This is a genomic window from Streptosporangium sp. G12 (assembly GCF_052983175.1).
This window is the reverse complement of record NZ_JBRIQO010000042.1, coordinates 48,017-66,685: the sequence shown is the minus strand read 5'-3', so window position 1 is coordinate 66,685 and position 18,669 is coordinate 48,017. Positions and strand designations below refer to the sequence as shown.

Below are 18,669 nucleotides of genomic sequence, written 5' to 3'. Positions count from 1 at the left end.
AGCTTCGTCCTCGAATGAGACCCGGACGGAGAACGCGGACATGAGAAAGAGGGGTGACGGCGACGCACCCCTCTTTCAGCCCCTGTTTCGGTCCTCTTCCGGGGCGCCGTCCAGCCGGTGTCGGGGACTCAGCAGTTTGAACGTTTCATCCCGCGAAGTGGAATTGCCCTTTTTGGGAAAGGATCAGCGCATCAGGGGTATCGATCTCGATATGGTTTCCCGGTGGTCGAGGGGGAAAAGGCGCCCAGGCGCCGCGGGATGCGGTTGGTCGCCGAGGAGGCCGGGGTCTCACTGGCGACGGTGAGCAATGTGTTGAACAGCCCCGACCTCGTGGCCAAGGAGACCCAGCAGCGGGTGCAGGCCGCGATGGACCGGCTGGGTTATGTGCCCAACAACGCCGCCCGCCGGTTGCGCGGAGTGCCGAGTTCGCTGGTCGGCGCTGTCACGCTCGACATGACCAACCCGTTCTTCACCGAGGTCTGCCGCGGCATCGAGGACCGGCTGCTGCAGGACGACTGCATGCTCATGATGTGCAGCACCGACATGCAGCCGGGGCGCGAACAGCACTATCTGCGCGAGCTGGAGAAACACGGCGTCCGCGGCGTGCTGGTCACCCCGGTCGACCTGAGCCTGCGGCCGCTCCTGGCGATGGCCCGGCGCGGAGTCCCGATCGTGCTGGTGGACCACCGAGCCGACCAGGGGAAACTCTGTTCGGTGTCCATGGACAATGTGATGGGCGGACGGCTGGCCGCCGACCACCTGCTCAGGCTGGGACATCGACGGATCGTGGTGCTGTCCGCGTCCGTCGATGTGCAGCAGACGATCGACCGGCGATCCGGCGTCCGGGAGGCCTGCGCCGCCGCCGGGTGCGACCCCGACAAGGTGGTCCTGGACGTACGGGTGCCGGCACCCGACATGACGACGGCCGAGACCGTGCTCGACGACGTGCTGGCCGACCCGGTGCCGCCGACGGCGATCCTGTGCCTGACCGACCTGGCCGCCATGGCCGTGGTGGGCGGCCTGCGTGAACGGGGCGTCGACGTGCCGGGGGACATCTCCGTCGTGGGCTACGACGACCTGGTCTTCGCCGCGCAGATGACACCGTCGCTGACCACGGTCTGGCAGCCCAAGCGGGAACTGGGGCACACCGCGGCCGGGTTGCTGCTGGACGAGACGCGCCCGGGACACCGGCACCGGCGCCTGGTCTACCGTCCCCGCCTGGTCGTGCGTTCATCGACGGCGAGTCCGAAACTTTCATAGGTCAGATGGCCTTTGACGTGAAACGTAACAATTTCCACGTCGTAGGTGTTTGACAGTTCTACCTCGCTGTTTTTACCGTTCGGTCGCCCCCCCAACCCCCTTTGATTGGACGGCTGATGAAACGTTTAACCCGCCTGCTGGCGGTCTTAGGCGCGGTCGGACTAGCCGGGACATCCGTCCTGGCCTCGTCCGCTTCGGCGGCGGTGGCGTGCCGGGTCGACTATGCGATCACCAACCAGTGGCAGGGCGGCTTCGGCGCCAACGTGACGATCAACAACCTCGGCGACGCCGTGAACGGCTGGCGGCTGACGTGGTCGTTCGGCGTCGGGCAGACCGTCACCCAGGCGTGGAATGCCACGGTCACCGCGAGCGGCTCGAACGTGACGGCGACAGACGCCGGCCACAACGCGGCGATCCCGCCCGGCGGCACCGCGACGTTCGGTTTCAACGGTTCGTGGGCCGGCGACAACCCGGTCCCCTCGTCATTCGTGTTGAACGGGACGACCTGCACGGGCACCGGGCCCACACCCACTCCCACACCGACACCCACACCGACACCCACACCGACACCGACACCGACACCGACACCGACGGTGATCCCCGGTGACGCCAAGCAGGTCGAGGACCTCGACCGCGGCGTCATCAGCGTCCGGTCCGGCGGCGGCAACCTGGTGTCGTGGCGGCTGCTCGGGACCGAGGCCCGTTCAACGACGTTCAACCTGTACCGGGGGGCGACCCGGATCGCGACGGTCACCGACTCCACCAACCACCTCGACAGCGGGGCCGCGGCGGACGCCTCCTACACGGTGCGGGCGGTCGGCGGCGGCGGCGAGGGCCCGGCTTCGGAGACCTCGCTGCGGTTCGGCAGCGGCTACCTGGACGTGCCGATCACCCCGCCGTCCTCCGGCCACCACGCCAGCGACGCCGCCCCCGCCGACCTGGACGGCGACGGCCGCATGGACATCGTGCTGAAGTGGGAGGCCAACAACTCCAAGGACAACTCCCAGTCCGGCACCACCGACCCGGTCTACATCGACGGCGTCAAGCTGGACGGCACCCGGCTGTGGCGGATCAACCTGGGCCGCAACATCCGCGCCGGCGCCCACTACACCCAGTTCCAGGCCTACGACTACGACGGCGACGGCAAGGCCGAGGTCGCGATGAAGACCGCCGACGGCACCGTCGACGGCCGCGGCACCGTGATCGGCAGCGCGAGCGCCGACCACCGCAACTCCGGCGGCTACATCCTCACCGGGCCGGAGTACCTGACCATGTTCAACGGCCAGACCGGCGCCGCGATGTCCACGGTGAACTACGACCCGCCGCGCGGCAACGTCGGCTCCTGGGGCGACACCTACGGCAACCGCGTCGACCGGTTCCTGGCCGGCACCGCCTACCTGGACGGCCAGCGGCCCAGCCTGATCATGGCCCGCGGCTACTACACCCGCGCGGTCATCGCGGCCTGGGACTTCCGCAACGGCTCCCTCACCAAGCGGTGGACCTTCGACTCCAACGCCTCCGGCAACGGCTCCTACGCCGGTCAGGGCAACCACTCCCTGACCGTGGGCGACGTCGACGCCGACGGCAGGGACGAGATCCTGTACGGCGCCGCCGCCATCGACGACAACGGCCGCGGCCTGTGGAACGTCGGCTGGGGCCACGGCGACGCCGCCCACCTGGGTGATCTCGTCCCGAGCCGGCCAGGCATGGAGTACGTGAAGATCTCCGAATCGGCCGGTCGCCCCGGCCTGTACATGGTCGACGCCCGCAACGGGGCGAGGCTGTGGCAGACCGGCTCGGGCTCGGGCTCGGACGGCGAGGGCCCCGGGCGCGGGGTGTCCGCCGACATCTACGCGGGCAGCCCCGGCGCCGAGTCCTGGGCGGCGGGCGCCGGCCAGAACGGGCTGCGCAACACCGCGGGCACGGTCGTCGGCCGCCAGCCCTCCTCGGCCAACTTCCTGGCCTGGTGGGACGGCGACCCGGTCCGCGAGCTGCTGGACCAGACCCGGATCGACAAGTACGGCACCGGCGGCGAGACCCGGCTGCTGACCGCCTCCGGGGTGCACTCCAACAACGGCACCAAGGCCACCCCGTCCCTGTCGGGCGACATCCTCGGCGACTGGCGCGAGGAGGTCATCTGGCCCACCACCGACAACCGGGCCCTGCGGATCTACTCCACGCCGACCGCGACCACCACGAAGATCCACACGCTGCTGCACGACCCGCAGTACCGGGTGGCCCTGGCCTGGCAGAACACCGCCTACAACCAGCCGCCCCACCCGAGCTTCTTCATCGGCGACGGCATGGCCACCCCGCCCCAGCCGAAGATCTACCTCCGGTAGGACCCGGCACCGGGACCGGACCTGATCCCCCCGGCGCCGTCCGACGGGCGCCCCCTCCCGGTGGAGAGGGGGCGCACGAAACGGCGGGCGTAGGGCCGCAGGCCGACCGAGACGTCCTCCCTGTCGCGCAGCAGCGCACCCGGCGGTCAGCGCGGTGAACGCGGTGACCAGGGGCAGCGCAGCACGCCCAGCAGGAGCGACTCCGACAGCAAGGTGAGACGCGGTGACGGCGGCCAGGAGGCCGGTCGCGAGCGTGGCGGCCAAGACCTTGCGGATGCGCATTTCGCCTCCAGTAGGTAAGCGCTTTCCTCCATCCCATGACGGTGGGGGGTACTGATGGGTCAGTTCTCGCTGCAGCGCTGGAACTAGAACGTGGTGTCCCAGGCCTCGTTGAGCGATTGACAGCGCTCACATGACCACCCGCGGAAAGCTTCGGCGGAGGTGTTTTTCAATGCGGGCGGCAAGGGCCGCGGGCCGGCCGTCGCATGCCGCGGGCCCGCACTGACGCCGGCGCGGGCGACGCCGGGCCGCCGCCGGAAAGAAGAACGTTTCAACGAACGGCGGGTGTGGCACCTGGCCACCCGCACGGTTCGAGCCCCGGGCCGGGCGGAAGATCCCCGGTTTGGAGACTTGACGAGCGAGCGTCTTCCTCCCCGCACCTCCAGGAGACGGGAAACCGTCGCACGCACCGGCAGCCGGTGCCGTGACCCGCGTCCTGTTCTTCGGCAACGTGCGGGCGCGAGGCCGGCGTACGGGGCGCCGCGCGGGAGCGCGGAGGGCCGGCGTGGTGGCGGACGACGCGTCCCGTCACGGTCGGGCCGTCCTGGTCCCGCGCAGGCGCCGTGCGGCGAGGGCGAGGATCACGACGGCGATCAGCGTGAACACCGCGTTGCCGACACGGGCGATGACCGGATCGGTCGTGCCGACGATGGGCGTCAGGAAGAAGCTCGCCCACGCGTAGGCGACGACGGCCCCCGACGCGGCGGCGAAGACCTGTGACGGTCCCCACTCTCGTCGCCGGCCGTACCACCAGAGCGCGGCCACCGCCACGATCTCGGCCGACAGGCAGACGACGACGCTCACCCAGCCGTGCAGGTGATGAGCGCTCTGCCGGACGACGCTCGTCACCACCAGCGAGCCGGTGAAGACGAGCAGGGGCGACGGGACGGAGCCGGGCAGGCCAGAGGACGTGGCGTCCGGCCGGACGGCGAAGGCGGCGACGACGAGCACCACGGCGGCGACCGCCGTCGCGGTCATCTGGTGCGCGGAGGGCCGGAACACCGGCGCCCCGGGGGTCGTCCCCGCCGCGTAGAACGCCCCGGCCCAGTAGAGCGCGACGGTGAGCAGGAACACGACGGACGTGACGACCAGGCCGCGAGTGCGCAGCCACGGCACCCGCGCCCGGCTCGGGAACAGGGTCTCGGCGAGCGCGATCGGCGCGCAGACGCTCCAGATGACGTGCAGCGACAGCACGTAGACCGTCCATTTCGCCCCCATGCCCAGGAAGGGCAGGGGTGATTCGTCGAGCAGGCGGTGTCCGGCGAAGTCCGGGTTGAACAGGGACATCGTGGCGAAGCCCTCTTCCAGCACGCCGTAGGCCCCGGCCAGCAACGCGATGGCGGGCCAGCCCCGGCCGGTGCGCCGCGCGAGCTCACGGACGAGCAGTGCCCCGCAGCCGTACAGCGGGACGAAGACCGCCACGATGCCCACGCTGGGCAACGCGACGTCGCCGAGCAGCAACTCCGCCACGAACGGCGCGAGCAGCAGCAGGGAGACGATGGGTGCCCATCGCCGCCACCTCGACTCCGGCCGGTCTCCGGCGGGTCCGGGGTGCGGGACGGGATCGGACGGGTGCGTGTTCTTCCACATGCCGATGTCCTTGTGAGGGGAGGTTCACGGCAATGAAGACGGCGGCTCAACCTGCGCGCGACCGCGACCGGAGGCCACCGGCATCGGCACGTTGACCTGCCGAATCGCCGTACGGACGATGAACAATCTATCGGCCGGCAGCCCTCCGGCCCCGGCAACCGGGTTGCGTTGTACGTCGCCGATGTTGTCTGTTCGACGGCCCGGCTCCCGGCCGCCGCCACGAGGTGACGGCGTCTCCTGACGGGGAAGGTGCGCGGTCATGACGTCACGATCGGCACTCGCCCGCGACCGGGATCCCGGGCGGGCAGGGCACGCCGTGGTGTTCGCCGTCGTCGTCGCCTACGCGTGCCTGCAGGTGCTGCTCTACGCCGGGGCGCAACGGACCTCGGGAGCGCTGGGACCGGCGGCCGAGCTGGTGTTCAACCTCGTCGTCGACGGGCTCCTGCTGCTCATGCCGAGCCGCCCGCGGACGGTCGGCGTTCTCGTCGTCCTCGGCGCGGTGATCGCGCAGGTCGCCGCTCTGGCCGCACCCGGGCTGCTGACCGCCACCGACGCGCTCTTCGCGGGCCCGGTGCCGCTGGCGACGCCCGTCGCGGTGTGGATCCTGGCCTACCTGCGGCCCACGCCTACGGCGTTCGCCTGCGTCGGCGCGCTGGCACTGCTGAACGTCCAGCCGTGGGCACCGACCTGGACGGGCCTCTACGTCGGTGCGGTCTACACCGTGCTGCCCGCCGTGGTCGCGATGTACCTGCGGGCGCGGGCGCGACTGCTGCACTCGCTGCGCGAGCGGGTCGAGATCGCCGAACGTGAAAGGCATCTGCTCAACGAGAGGGCCATCGCGGCCGAACGCCGGCACCTGGCCGCCGAGATGCACGACGTCGTCACCCATCACGTCACCGAGATCGTCCTGCACGCCGGGGCCCTGCGGACGTCCACCGAGGACGAGGCCGTCAAGGCCGCGGCACGGCGGATCGGGGATCTCGGCTCCCGGACCATGGTCGAGCTGCGGGATCTCCTCGGCGTCATGCGGAGCGGCGAGCGGGTCACACCGGCGTGGAGGACGGACGACCAGGACGGCCGTCGGACGGCACCACGGAGCACGGACGACCGCGGCGGCGACCTGGCCGAGCTGACCGCCACCGCCGGGGCGTCGCTGCGCGTCGGCGGCGATCCCGGCACGGCGTCCCCCGTGATCTCACGTGCCGCGTACCGGGTGGTGCAGGAGGCGCTGACCAACGTCCGCAAACACGCCCCGGGCGCCCGCGCGACCGTCGACCTGCGATACCGTCCCGAGGCGGTGAGCATCGAAATCCTCAACACCGCGCCCACCGCGCCCACCGACCCGTCACTGGTGGCCAGCGGATCGCGGGTGGGGCTGGCCGGCCTGCGCCGCCGGGTGGACCTGCTCGGCGGCACCCTGCGGAGCGGGCCCACCGAGCAGGGCGGGTATCTGGTCACGGCGAGCCTCCCGGCGTCCGTCCCGGCCGAGGACCACCGTGAACGACCGGCTCCTTCGGACCCGCCTTCGCCGCGAGCCCCCGCGTGAACGACAGGTTCCCGCACGACCACTCGCGCCGCGGGCTCCCGCCCGGGCGACGGGTTCCCGCGGGCTCACGTGCGTCGCGGTCCTCGCCTGAACGACGGGTTCCCGCGGGCGCACCTCTGCCACGGACCTCCGCCCGGGCGACGGGCTCGGCCGGGCCCGCCTCGTCGCGTCCAGCGCGGCGACCAGTGCGGATGTATACGCTTGGGACATGACCACCCCCCGGTGGACCGAACCGCCGAACGACGTCGGTCAGGCCGGCGGCACCGGCCCGTCGTCGGCGATCAGGGTCCTGCTCGTCGACGACGACCCGATGGTCCTCGGCCATCTGCGGACCATCCTGGGCTCGACCACGGAGATCGACGTCGTCGGCGTGGCGTACGACGGCGCCGAGGCCGTCGAAGGGGTGCTGCGCACCCGCCCCGACGTGGTGCTGATGGACATCAGGATGCCCGGTGTCGACGGTGTCACCGCCACCAGGGAGATCAGCCGGTTGCCCGGCCCGCCCGCCGTCGTGGCGCTGACCACCTTCGACTCGGACGCCCATGTGCTGGGCGCGCTGGAAGCGGGCGCGATCGGCTTCCTGTCGAAGACGACGCCCCCCGAAGACCTGCTCGGCCTGATCAAGGTCGCCGCGAGCGGGCACAGCGTGCTGTCGCCCGGCGCCGCGCGACGCCTGCTGGACCGGTCGGCCCGCGCGGCGGACGACCGGGACGCCGCGCGAAACAGGATCGCCGTGCTGAACGATCGGGAGCGCCGGCTGTTGAGCCTGGTCGGGCGGGGCCTGACGAACCGGGAGATCGCCGCGGACCGCTTCCTCTCCGAGACGACGGTCAAGAGCTACGTCTCCAGGCTGCTGGCCAAGCTCGGCCTGGCCAACCGGGCCAACGCGGTGCTGCTCGCGCACGAGGCCGGCCTGGTGGACGACCCCGGCGCGGAGGGCGGTCCGTCTCCTGGACGACGGTGATCCCCTGCCCGCCCTCCCCGGATGGCGTCGGCTCTTCTCCCGATCATCGGTACGTGCCGCAGGAAGATCCGCTGTCGCACGCATCGGTTGCCGATATGATCCTGATGCTCGACAGCGCGACCGTCGTCCGGTTCCTCCTCGCCGCGGACCTGCGGCTTTCAGCGGTCCCCGTCCTCCTTGGCGGCGGGCACCGGTTCCCGCCCGAGGGGGTCTCCTCCGCCTGGTCGCCGGTGTCGTCCACCGCCAGGCCCCACGGGGCGATCACCGTCCACCACCGCCGAGCCCGCTGAGCCGATCGTCAGGAAGCACTGACATGACCACCGCCACGAACGCCACCTGGATCACTCGAACCGAGACCGACGCCGACCTCGCCGCGATCCGCGCGGTCAACCTCGCCGCCTTTCCCACCCCGGAAGAGGCCGACCTGGTGGAGGCTCTGCGTGCCGACCCCGCGGCGTGGCTTCCCTGCCTGTCCTGGCTCGCCCAGGCCCCCGACGGGACCGTCGCCGGGTTCGCGCTGCTCACCCGGTGCCATGTCGGCGATGTCCCCGCCCTCGCCCTGGGGCCGTGCGCCGTCCTGCCCGATCACCAAAGGCGGGGTGCCGGTTCGGCCGCCATCCGCGCCGCCCTGCGAGCCGCCCGTGACCAGGACGAGAACCTCGTGCTCGTCCTCGGCCACGCCGAGTACTATCCCCGCTTCGGCTTCACCCCGGCCTCGGGTCATGCCATCCGGGCGCCGTTCGACGTCTCCGACGAGCACATGATGGCGCTCGTCTTCGATCCCGAGCGCCCGGTCCCCGCAGGCGTCATCCGCTACCCGGCGGCGTTCGGCGTCTAGCCTCCGGACGGCCCTCCCGCCAGGGCGGGGGCTGTCCACGGCCGGTCACGGCGTGGACGCCCGCGCCGGCTCCCCGGTGTTCGCCGTCAGAAGGCGAAGATCTGGGAGTCGTCGGCGAACGCCTTGAACTCCAGGGCGTTTCCCGCCGGGTCGAGCAGGAACATCGTCCACTGCTCGCCGGTCTGCCCCTCGAAGCGGACATAGGGCTCGATGACGAATTCGGTACCGGCCGTGCGCAGCCGGTCGGCGAGCGCACGGAACTCCGGGATCGTCAGGATCAGGCCGAAGTGCGGCACCGGGACGTCATGGCCGTCGACGGGGTTGTGCACGCGCCGCGCGCGGCCGGGTGCCAGGTGCGTGACGAACTGGTGACCGCGCAGGTTCCAGTCCACCCAGGTGTCCGCGCTGCGGCCCTGCTCCAGGCCCAGCACCTCGCCGTAGAAGTGGCGCGCGGCGGGCAGGTCGTCGGCCGGCACGGCCAGATGGAACCTGGGGATCGGGGAATCGAGAACGGTCATGGGCGTGGGCTGCCTTCCTGGACGCGGGCCGGTGGACCACCGGGCCGGAAATCGAAAAGTAACCGCCGGCCTCGATGGGTCTCGTCTTCCTGCCGCGCTACCGGCGCACCATCTCGGTGATCCAGATGGGCGCGAACGGAGACGTGCAACCCGGGGAGGTCGGGTAGTCCTTGAGCACCTCCAGGCGCTCACCGATGTCGATGGCGCGGGCGCGGTGCTCGGCGTGCTCGATCCCGATCTGCGCCAGGCAGTGGTTCATCGCCCACTGCAGGCGATCCGGGGCGTCCTTCATCTCCGCCTCGATGACGTCGAGCAGTCCCGCGAGGTCGAGGACCTCGGGCTTCCTCGCCACGCGTTCGGTGGTCAGCGCCCAGCCGGCACTCGCGACCACCGGATCCGGATCGGCCGACCAGGCCAGGCGCAGCTCTTCGGAGTGCGGGTTCTTCTTCACCACGTAGTTCACGAGCCAGTCGTGCACCTTGGGCGTGCGCGCCTCGCGCACCATGGCGTCCAGCTCGTCACGCTCGAACGCCTTCGGGCGGCAGATCAGGATCGCCAGCAGTCTCGCCGCGCTGTCACCCGTCTCCCAGAGCCGGCACGCGAGTTCCTGCTGCGTCTTCAGCCGCTTCGCGAGCGCGCGCAGCTTGCCGAGGTTCACACCGTGATCGTCGCCGTGTTTCTCGTTCACCTCGCGTATCCGCGAATCCGCGAGCTCGGCCAGCTCGGCCATCACCTCGGCCACCATCGTCTCGGCCACCTCAGCCTTCTGTCCATCGTGTGCGAGACCCAGCCTACGGCGGAAGCCGGCCTCCCGCCGTATCCGCCGGTCCGGCGGCGGCCACCGGCAGGAGATCCCGCGTCCTCGCAGATCCGCGGCGGTTCCCGGCACCCGTGTCAGTCGCTGATCGGGACACGCTGAAGCGCGCGGGCAAGCCGGGCGAGATCGACGCCTTCGAGGTGGTCGAGAAAGTGCCGGCGCACGCTGGCAAGGTTGCTCGGCCACGCCCGCTCCAGGCGGGCGAGGCCGGCTTCGGTGAGAACGGCGCTCCACCCGCGGGCGTCGTTGTCGCACCTGACCCGTTCGATCATGCCCTGACCCTCCAGGCGGGTGACCACGCGGGTCATCCCGCTCAGCGAGAGTTCACAGGCGACCGCGAGCTCGCCCATCCGCATCTGCTTCTGCGGCGTTTCGGACAACCGCATCAGGGCCGTCCACTCGATGAGCGGCAACTGCTGCTCGCGGGTCATGTCGGCGTCGATCGCGCGGGGCAGCGCGTACATCAGGCGAGGCAGCGCACGGATCAGAGCTTCCTCATCGGGAGTCAGGGGCTGCAACGGCCGCGTTGTGGTCATGGACACATCCTATTTGCTTCACGCAGCAAGCACTAGTACTTTCCTTTCTTGACGAAGCAACCATCTACCGTCAGAGAAGTGGAGTACACCGATGACCAAGATCGGGATCATCCTTGGCAGCACCCGCCCCGGACGCAACGGAGAGTCCGTCGCCCGCTGGGTGCACCAGGTCGCCGCCCAGCGGACCGACGCGGAGTTCGAACTCGTCGACCTGCTCGACTACAACCTCCCGCACCTCGACGAGGCGATGCCGCCGTCGATGGGCCAGTACGCCCAGCCGCACACCCTGAGGTGGGCGAACAAGATCGCCTCGTTCGACGGGTTCGTCATCGTGACGCCCGAGTACAACCACTCGACGTCAGGCGCGCTGAAGAACGCCATCGACTTCCTGTACGGCGAGTGGAACAACAAGGCCGTCGGGTTCGTCAGCTACGGCTCGGCCGGCGGCACCCGCGCCGTGGAACATCTGCGCCTGATCGCGGCCGAGCTCCAGATGGCCGACGTGCGGAACCAGGTGGCGCTGTCGCTCTTCACCGACTTCGAGAACTTCAGCGTGTTCAGGCCCAACGACTTCCAGCGCGAGTCACTCACCGCGATGCTGGGTCAGGTCGTGGCATGGAGCACGGCGCTCGCACCGATGCGCGTTCGCTGAACACCGCCCCCGCGAACCGATCCGACGAGGACGGACATCGCGACCGACGCGTGCGAGCCGTCCGCGTCGGGCGGCACGGACATCGCGAACCTCTCCGCGACGGCACCCATGAACCGCGACCGGGGCCGGTTCAGGGGTGTCGCGACCCCGGTGACGGCGGAGTGCCACCGGCAGCGGGCATCCGCGGGGCCGATCGTGACGGAGGCCGTCCGTCCCGGCCGGCTCGCGCGGTCATCACCCGGATGAACCACGAATCAGGAGGATCTCCATGGGAACGCTGGACGGAAAGGTAGTGCTGATCACCGGCACCGCGGGAGGTCAGGGTCGCGTCGCGTCGCTGATCTTCGCGAGAGAGGGCGCGATGGTCGTCGGGTGCGACATCCAGGCCGACGCCAACGACGAGACGGTCGAACTCGTACGTCGCGACGGCGGTGAGATGACGGGCATCGCGCCGGTCGATCTCACCGACCCGGAGCAGGCGCGGCAGGTCGTCGAGGACGCCGTGACCGCCTACGGCGGCCTCGACGTGGTCTACAACAACGCGGCCCTGCAACGTTTCGGCCCGATGCCGGATTTCTCGGTCGACGACTGGCGGGTGGCCATAGCCGGCGAACTCGACATCCCCTTCTTCGTGTCGAAGTTCGCATGGCCGCACCTGGTCCGGCGTGGTGGCGGCGTCATCATCAACATCGCGTCCATGGCCGGAATGATCGCCGGTGAGGTCCCTCCGATGATCGCGCACACCGCGGCGAACGCCGGCGTCATCGGCATGACGCGGCAGCTCGCGCTCGAAGGCGCGCGCCACGGGATCCGCGCGGTGGCGATCAGCCCCGGGCCCGTCCTGACCCCGGCCAGTGACCGCGATCTCGGCGACGACCGGGCGGCCCGGGACGCGGTAACCGGCAAGACGCTCCTCAAGCGGTTCGCCCGGCCCGAGGAGATCGTCGAGGTGGCGGCCTTCCTCGCCTCCGACCGGGCGTCGTACATCACCGGCGCCAACTACCCGGTCGACGGCGGCGCGACCGCCTGGTAGCGCTGCGGGACCCTCGCCCGGAGAAGGAGGCACGCCGCGGGATCCGCGCTCAGTCGCCCGAGGACGCGGTGGAGCCACGGATGATCAGGCGGCAGGGCATGCGGTGCACGCCGGGGGTGGCCCGGCCGTCGATCGCGGCGAACAGGTGCTGGGCGGCGGTGCGGCCCAGGCTCTCCAGGTTCATGTCGATCGTGGTCAGCGGGGGCCTGGTCTCGGTGGCCAGGACCTCCCAGTTGTCGTAGCCGACGACCGCCACGTCGTCCGGGACGCGGCGCCCGCGCTCGCGGGCCGCCTCGACGAACCCGGCGGCGATCTGGTCGCTGCCGCACACCACGGCGTCCAGCTCCGGATCGGCCCGCAACGCGATCTCGGCGGCCTGCCGCCCCCAGCGCTGCGACCACTCCCCGCTCAGCACCTGCCCGCAGGCCAGGGACAGCCCGGCCTCCTCCAGAGCCGAGAGGACGCCCTCGGCCCGGTCCCTGGCGGCCTGGTAGTGGGTGGGTCCGGTGATGTGCGCGATGCGCCGGCGGCCGATCGTCACCATGTGCCGCACGGCGGTGCGGGCTCCCTCCACGTCGTCGGGGACGAACGAGACGTCCTGCGGGTCCTCGGACGGCGCGTAGGCGTAGACCACGGGCAGCGGCAGGTCGCGGCTGATCGACGGGCGCGGGTCGGTGCTCTGCCCCACCACGATGAGGCCGTCGACCCGGCGGGCGAGCAGGGTGCGCAGATGGTGCTGCTCGCGGATGGCGTCGCCGCGGGCGTCGCAGAGCAGAACGGACATCTCGCCCGCGCCGAAGGCGTCCTCGGCGCCCAGGAGCACCGGGATGCCGAAACGGCCGACGCTGTCGCTGGTGAGCAGGCCCACGGTGCGGGTCTGGCCGGATATCAGGCCGCGGGCCAGCGCGTTCGGCTGGAAGGCCAGCTTCTCGGCCGCTCGCAGCACCCGTTGCCGGGTCTCCTCGCGGACCTGGGCACGCCCGTTGAGCGCCTTGGAGACGGTCGCGATCGACACGCCGGCCAGCGCGGCCACGTCGGTGATCGTGGCCGCGCGCGACTGCTGAGAACTCATCACTACGAAAACCTTTTCGTTCGAGATGAAATTGTTACCTAGGCACACGTCAGTTGGTTTCTGCAGAAAATAGCCCCGAGGGCCACCTCAGGGCAAGCCACCGAGCTCATCGCGACTATTGACAGCCTTTCATGTTGCGCTTACGTTTCCGAAAACCTTTTAGGTAGGTTTCGGTGCGTCTCGGGGGATGCAGAGGAGAAAATCATGGAAAGCGGGATACCCCGACGCCGCAGAGGTAAAGCGGCGTTCGCCGTACTGTGCACCGCCGTCCTGTCGGCCGCGTGCGGCCAGGCACAGCCGGCGGCCGGCCCGTCGCAGTCGGCCGCCGTCACCATCACCGTGTGGACCAGGGCGGCGACCGAGTCCCACACCAAGGCTCTGGCCGACGCCTACAACGCCTCCCACACGAACAAGGTCAAGGTGACCGCCTACCCCAACGAGGAGTATCCGGCCAAGATCGCCACCGCCGCGGGCGGCAGGAACCTGCCCGACCTGTTCGCCTCCGACGTGGTGTTCGCGCCCAACTACATCTCGCAGGGGCTGTGGCAGGACGTGACCGACAGGTTCGGCGCCCTGCCGTTCAAGGACAAGGTGGCGCCCGCGCACATCAAGGCCGCCACGCAGGACGGCAAGATCTACGCGGTGCCGCACACCGTGGACATCTCCGTGCTGTTCGTCAACAAGGACCTGTACAAGAAGGCCGGGCTCGACCCGGACGAGGCCCCGGCGACGCTCAAGGAGTTCGCCGAGCAGGCCACCACGATCCGTACCAAGCTCGGAGGCAAGACCTACGGCACCTACTTCGGCGGCAACTGCGGCGGCTGCGACGTGTTCACCTTCTGGCCGTCGGTCTGGGCGGGCGGCGGCGAGGTGATGAACCCCGAGGGCACCCGGAGCACGGTCGACGACCCGCAGATGGCAGCGGTCTTCGACGTCTACGCCAAGCTCTACGCCGACGGCGTGGCCGCCCCCGGCTCCAAGGACGAGAACGGCACGACCTGGCTCGGCGCCCTGCAGGCCGGCACCATCGGCGTCGCCCCCGGGCCCTCGGTGTGGCTCGGAATGCTGGAGGAGAAGGGCGTCGACGTCGGCGTCGCGCCCATCCCCGGCGTCGACGGCGGCACGTCCACCTTCGTGGGCGGCGACGTCATCGGGGTCAGCGCGACCAGCGAGCGGGCGGAGGCGGCCTGGGAGTTCCTGTCCTTCACCCTGTCGGACAAGGTCCAGGCCGACCTGCAGGCCAAGAGCAAGTCGACCGTCGCCCGCACCGACCTCACGGCCACCGACCCCAGGGTCCAGGCGATGAACGAGATCATGGCCACCGGCCGGACGCCCTACGCGCTGAAGTTCAACGAGTCCTACAACGACCTCCAGAGCCCCTGGCTCAAGACGCTCCGCGCCGCGCTGTTCGGAACCGACCCGGCCGGGGCGCTCAAGGAGGGCGCCACCGCCATCACCGCCTCTCTGAACCAGCAGTGACACACCGGTCCCGGCCGGTATCCGGCAGGGGCACACCGGTCCCGACGCCCTCCGGGCACTGACCACCGGTCCAGTACGAGCAAGCACGGTGTCCTGGCCGGATCGGCGGCCGGGACACCGGCTGGAGAGAACATGCCAGATCTCCTCGAAACCCGCGCCGTCCCGCGCGAGCGCCTCTCCCTGACCCGCCGCCCTCGCCGCCGTCCCCGGGGGCGTTCGCCCGGCCTGGTCGGGCTCGCCTACGCGGCCCCGGCCGCCCTCGTCGTCGGGCTGTTCTTCCTGCTCCCGCTCGGCCTCGTGGTCTGGATGTCACTGAACAAGTGGCCGCTGCTGGCTCCTCCGACGTTCAACGCGCCCGGCAACTACACGCGTGTCGCCGACAACGCGCTGGTCGCCGACGCGGTGGTTTTCACCCTCAGGTACACCGCCGTCGTCACGGTCCTGCTGTTCGCGATCTCCTTCGGCCTGGCCCTGCTGGTCCAGAACCGGCGCAGGGGGGCGGGCCTGTTCAGGGGCGCCTTCTTCCTGCCGGCCGCCGTCGGCTGGGCCACCGCGACCCTGCTGTTCTTCGGCCTGCTCAGCGACCAGATCGGCCCGCTGAACGACATCCTGACGGCCGTCGGCCTCATCGACGAGCCCGTTTCGTGGACGGCTGGAGACCCCTCCGTCGCCTTCGGCTCCACGGTCACGCTGGTCATCTGGCGCTGGGCCGGGTTCAACATGCTCATCCTGCTCACCGGTCTGCAGGCCATCCCCACCGAGCTCTACGAGGCCGCGAGGGTGGACGGCGCCACGGCGTGGCAGGCGTTCCGCCGCATCACGCTGCCGCTCATGCGGCCGACCATCGCGCTGGTGCTGTGCCTGATGGTCACCGGTTCGATGCTCGGCTTCGAGCAGTTCTACATCCTCACCAGGGGCGGTCCCGGCAACAGCACGACCTCGGTGGTCATGGTCATCGTCCGCGAGGCGTTCATCCGGTTCGACCTGGGGTCGGCGGCCGCCATGTCCGTCCTCATCCTGCTCGCGCTCGTCCTCCTCAACGGGCTCCAGCTCGCCTTCATCCGAAAGAGGAACCCGTGAAACGAGCCGCCCACTATCTCACCGCGGGAATCCTGTCCCTGTTCTTCGTCTATCCGCTCGTGTGGAGCGGCTGGTCCTCGATCCGCCTGGGCGACGCCTTCAGCCTCGACAGCTACCGGCGGCTCGCCTCCTACGGGGAGGGCCTGGGCACCTACGTGGTCAACACCGTCGTCCTCGTCACGCTCACCGTGGCCGGGACGCTGGTGGTCGCCACGCTCGCCGGCTACGCCTTCGCGCGCCACCGCTTCCCCGGCAGGGGCGTGCTGTTCGTGCTCATCCTGGCCATCCTCATGGTCCCCTACCCCACCATTCTCATCCCGCTCTACGTGCTGCTCGGCTGGCTGGGACTGCAGGACTCGCTGGCCGGCCTCGCCCTCGTGATGATCATGTTCCAGCTGCCGTTCGCGGTGTTCATGATGCGCAACGCGTTCGAGTCGGTGCCCCGCGCGCTGGACGAGGCCGCGATGATCGACGGCTGCGGCAGTTTCGGGGCGCTGGTCCGGGTGCTGCTGCCCGCGGTCGCCCCCGGGCTCGTCACGGTCGGCCTGTTCGCCTTCCTGGCCTCCTGGAACGACTACGTGGCCCCGCTGATCCTGATCAGCTCCAACGACAGGTTCACCCTGCCGGTCGCGGTGGTCAACATGCGGCTGCACGACTTCGGCGCGGTCGACTTCCCGACCATGCAGGCGGGCGTGGTGTTCATGGCGCTGCCCTGCCTCGCCCTCTTCCTCCTCCTCCAGCGTTACTACGTGCGCGGATTCATGTCAGGAGCACTGCGTGGCTAACCCCGTCGTCCCGTCCTCCGGCGTGCTCACCCCGCTCGGGCTCGATGCCGTACGGCTGGATCCCGGCTTCTGGGGGGACCGCCGGACACTCGACCAGGACGTGATCATCGGCCACTGCCTGGAGTGGATGGACAAGCTCGGCTGGATCGGCAACTTCCGCGGCGAGCCGCGCCGGGGCAGGGAGTTCGCCGACTCCGAGGTCTACAAGCTGCTGGAGGCGATGGCCTGGGCCGGCGACCGGCGCTTCGACGAGCTGGCCGCGACCGTGGTCGCGGCCCAGGAGCCCGACGGCTACCTCAACACCCGCTGGAGCGGCGACCGCTACCGCGACCTCGAGTGGGGCCACGAGCTGTACTGCGCGGGCCACCTCATCCAGGCGGGCGTCGCCCGCTGGCGGACGGCGGGAGAGCACCCGCTGACCGACGCCGTCCGGCTCGCCGCCGACCAGGTCTGCCGGCGTTTCATGGAGGGCCACGAGGTGTGCGGCCATCCGGAGATCGAGATGGCGCTGGTCGAGCTGTACCGGCTCACCGGCACCGAACGCTACCTGGAGATGGCCCGCCGCTTCGTCGAGCGGCGCGGCCGGCCGGCCCTGGCCGACATCGAGCTCGGCCGCGCCTACTTCCAGGACGACGTCCCGGTGCGGCGGGCCGCCGCCTTCGGCGGGCACGCCGTCCGGGCGATGTACCTGGCCTGCGGCGCGGCCGACGTGGCCGTGGAGACGGGGGACGCGGAACTGCTCGCCGCGATCGAGGCGCAGTGGGAGCACACCGTCGCCCGGCGCACCCACCTGACCGGCGGCATGGGCTCCCGGCACACCGGCGAGTCCTTCGGCGAGGACTTCGAGCTGCCGCCCGACCGTGCCTACGCCGAGACCTGCGCGGGGATCGGCTCGGTCATGCTGGCGCACCGGCTGCTGCTGGCCACCGGCCGCTCCCGCTACGCCGACCAGGCCGAGCGAACCCTCTACAACCTCGTGGCCGCCTCCCCCGCCCTGGACGGCCGCTCCTTCTTCTACGCCAACCCGCTGCACGTCCGTACCCCGGGCCGGGTCACCGAGGACGTCAGCCCCCGCGCGGAGAGCGCGTCGCGCGCTCCCTGGTTCCAGGTCTCCTGCTGCCCGACCAACCTGGCCCGCACGTTCGCCTCCCTGCCCGCCTACGTCGCCACCGCCACCCCGGGCGGGATCCAGATCCACCACCCCACGGCCTGCGAGATCAGCCACGACGGCCTCACCGTGCGCGTGGAGACCCGCTACCCCTGGTCCGGCTCCGTCGCCGTCCGCGTCGTGGAGGCTCCGGCCGGCCCCCGCCACGTCTCGCTCCGCCTCCCCCCGTGGGCCGCCGGTGCCCCGCGCCCCGGAGACACCGTCTCGCGGGGGCCGGAGGACCTGACGCCCGTACGGCGAGGGTCGGCGCTCGTGTTCGGCGAGCGGGTCTGGGCACCCGGCGAGGTGGTCGCGGCCGAGCTGCCCATGGAGGCGCGCTGGGTGCGTCCCGACCCGCGGGTGGACGCGGTGCGCGGCTGCGTGGCCGTCGAGCGCGGCCCCCTCGTCTACTGCGCCGAGTCGCCCCGGGACGAGGTGCGGCTGGCCGAGGTGGTCGTCGACTCCTCACGGCCCCCCGTCGAGCGCACCGGCGGCGAGCCCCGGAGCGGCGCGCCCGGCGACGCCCCGGCCCACGACGGTCCGCTCCACGACGGCGTGGTCCGGGTGGAGGTCCGCGCGTCGCGACGACCGGAAGGTGACAACGGCCGGCCGTACGCAGAGGCCGGCGACACGCCGCGAGAGGAGGAACTCACGCTACGGCTCGTGCCCTACCACCGATGGGGCAACCACGGCCCCGCCACCATGCGCGTCTGGCTTCCCGCCGGCTGAGC

At 70.9% G+C, this 18,669-nt stretch carries 17 protein-coding genes; 12 read left to right on the top strand and 5 right to left on the bottom strand.

All coding sequences use genetic code 11. The annotated features are described in order from the left end of the window. Positions 1–222 precede the first annotated feature (222 nt). On the top strand, positions 223–1,260 hold the full coding sequence (locus tag ACVCAG_RS42080) for a substrate-binding domain-containing protein (protein ID WP_440088790.1): 1,038 nt from the start codon (positions 223–225) through the stop codon (positions 1,258–1,260). Positions 1,261–1,376: 116 nt separating this feature from the next. Then, on the top strand, positions 1,377–3,602 hold the full coding sequence (locus tag ACVCAG_RS42075; RefSeq protein ID WP_447191475.1) for a rhamnogalacturonan lyase family protein: 2,226 nt from the start codon (positions 1,377–1,379) through the stop codon (positions 3,600–3,602). 807 nt (positions 3,603–4,409) lie between these two features. On the opposite strand, the gene ACVCAG_RS42070 is transcribed toward ACVCAG_RS42075, so the two are convergent. Beyond that, positions 4,410–5,471: a hypothetical protein gene (locus tag ACVCAG_RS42070; RefSeq protein WP_447191474.1), complete on the bottom strand. Its 1,062-nt coding sequence runs from the start codon at positions 5,469–5,471 to the stop codon at positions 4,410–4,412. Between the two features lie 259 nt (positions 5,472–5,730). Between ACVCAG_RS42070 and ACVCAG_RS42065 the strand changes: the two genes are divergently transcribed. From ACVCAG_RS42065 to ACVCAG_RS42050, 4 genes are all read left to right on the top strand, one after another. After that, positions 5,731–7,017 (top strand): histidine kinase, encoded by a 1,287-nt coding sequence (locus ACVCAG_RS42065; RefSeq protein WP_440088793.1) that lies wholly within the window; start codon positions 5,731–5,733, stop codon positions 7,015–7,017. A gap of 208 nt (positions 7,018–7,225) precedes the next feature. Then, positions 7,226–7,981 (top strand): response regulator transcription factor, encoded by a 756-nt coding sequence (locus ACVCAG_RS42060; RefSeq protein ID WP_447191473.1) that lies wholly within the window; start codon positions 7,226–7,228, stop codon positions 7,979–7,981. A 95-nt stretch (positions 7,982–8,076) separates the two neighbouring features. Then, entirely contained in the window at positions 8,077–8,271 is a 195-nt protein-coding gene (locus ACVCAG_RS42055; protein ID WP_447191472.1) for a hypothetical protein, read from the top strand. A 23-nt stretch (positions 8,272–8,294) separates the two neighbouring features. Beyond that, on the top strand, positions 8,295–8,819 hold the full coding sequence (locus tag ACVCAG_RS42050; RefSeq protein ID WP_447191471.1) for a GNAT family N-acetyltransferase: 525 nt from the start codon (positions 8,295–8,297) through the stop codon (positions 8,817–8,819). Between the two features lie 86 nt (positions 8,820–8,905). Here the strand turns inward: ACVCAG_RS42050 and ACVCAG_RS42045 are convergent, their stop codons facing one another. From ACVCAG_RS42045 to ACVCAG_RS42035, 3 genes are all read right to left on the bottom strand, one after another. Continuing rightward, positions 8,906–9,337, bottom strand: a complete 432-nt coding sequence (locus ACVCAG_RS42045) for a VOC family protein (RefSeq protein ID WP_447191470.1) — start codon at positions 9,335–9,337, stop codon at positions 8,906–8,908. A gap of 97 nt (positions 9,338–9,434) precedes the next feature. Beyond that, positions 9,435–10,094, bottom strand: a complete 660-nt coding sequence (locus tag ACVCAG_RS42040; protein ID WP_447191469.1) for a DNA alkylation repair protein — start codon at positions 10,092–10,094, stop codon at positions 9,435–9,437. A 137-nt stretch (positions 10,095–10,231) separates the two neighbouring features. Next, positions 10,232–10,690 carry a MarR family transcriptional regulator gene (locus tag ACVCAG_RS42035; protein WP_440088800.1) on the bottom strand — a complete coding sequence of 153 codons (459 nt, stop codon included), beginning with the start codon at positions 10,688–10,690 and terminating at the stop codon, positions 10,232–10,234. 91 nt (positions 10,691–10,781) lie between these two features. Between ACVCAG_RS42035 and ACVCAG_RS42030 the strand changes: the two genes are divergently transcribed. Both ACVCAG_RS42030 and ACVCAG_RS42025 read left to right on the top strand, forming a co-directional pair. Next, the gene (locus ACVCAG_RS42030; RefSeq protein ID WP_440088801.1) at positions 10,782–11,342 is read left to right on the top strand and encodes an NAD(P)H-dependent oxidoreductase; all 561 of its coding nucleotides are present in this window, start codon (positions 10,782–10,784) and stop codon (positions 11,340–11,342) included. Between the two features lie 268 nt (positions 11,343–11,610). Further along, a complete protein-coding gene (locus tag ACVCAG_RS42025) occupies positions 11,611–12,375 on the top strand; it encodes an SDR family NAD(P)-dependent oxidoreductase (protein WP_447191468.1) in 765 nt (254 codons plus the stop codon). A 49-nt stretch (positions 12,376–12,424) separates the two neighbouring features. Here ACVCAG_RS42025 and ACVCAG_RS42020 read toward each other — a convergent pair whose 3' ends face one another. Beyond that, positions 12,425–13,447, bottom strand: coding sequence for a LacI family DNA-binding transcriptional regulator (locus ACVCAG_RS42020; protein WP_362688915.1), 1,023 nt, complete (start codon positions 13,445–13,447; stop codon positions 12,425–12,427). A gap of 204 nt (positions 13,448–13,651) precedes the next feature. On the opposite strand from ACVCAG_RS42020, the gene ACVCAG_RS42015 reads away from it, so the two are divergent. The 4 genes from ACVCAG_RS42015 to ACVCAG_RS42000 all read left to right on the top strand — a co-directional run bounded on the left by ACVCAG_RS42015 (position 13,652) and on the right by ACVCAG_RS42000 (position 18,667). Continuing rightward, positions 13,652–14,926, top strand: coding sequence for an ABC transporter substrate-binding protein (locus tag ACVCAG_RS42015; RefSeq protein WP_447191467.1), 1,275 nt, complete (start codon positions 13,652–13,654; stop codon positions 14,924–14,926). A 132-nt stretch (positions 14,927–15,058) separates the two neighbouring features. After that, complete coding sequence (locus tag ACVCAG_RS42010; RefSeq protein WP_440088805.1) at positions 15,059–16,006, top strand: ABC transporter permease subunit; 948 nt, start codon at positions 15,059–15,061, stop codon at positions 16,004–16,006. Continuing rightward, positions 16,003–16,791: an ABC transporter permease subunit gene (locus tag ACVCAG_RS42005; protein ID WP_440088808.1), complete on the top strand. Its 789-nt coding sequence runs from the start codon at positions 16,003–16,005 to the stop codon at positions 16,789–16,791. Before ACVCAG_RS42010 ends, ACVCAG_RS42005 begins: the two co-directional genes overlap by 4 nt. Beyond that, positions 16,784–18,667, top strand: coding sequence for a beta-L-arabinofuranosidase domain-containing protein (locus ACVCAG_RS42000; protein ID WP_440088810.1), 1,884 nt, complete (start codon positions 16,784–16,786; stop codon positions 18,665–18,667). The genes ACVCAG_RS42005 and ACVCAG_RS42000 overlap by 8 nt, the downstream gene beginning before the upstream one ends. Positions 18,668–18,669: the final 2 nt, after the last annotated feature.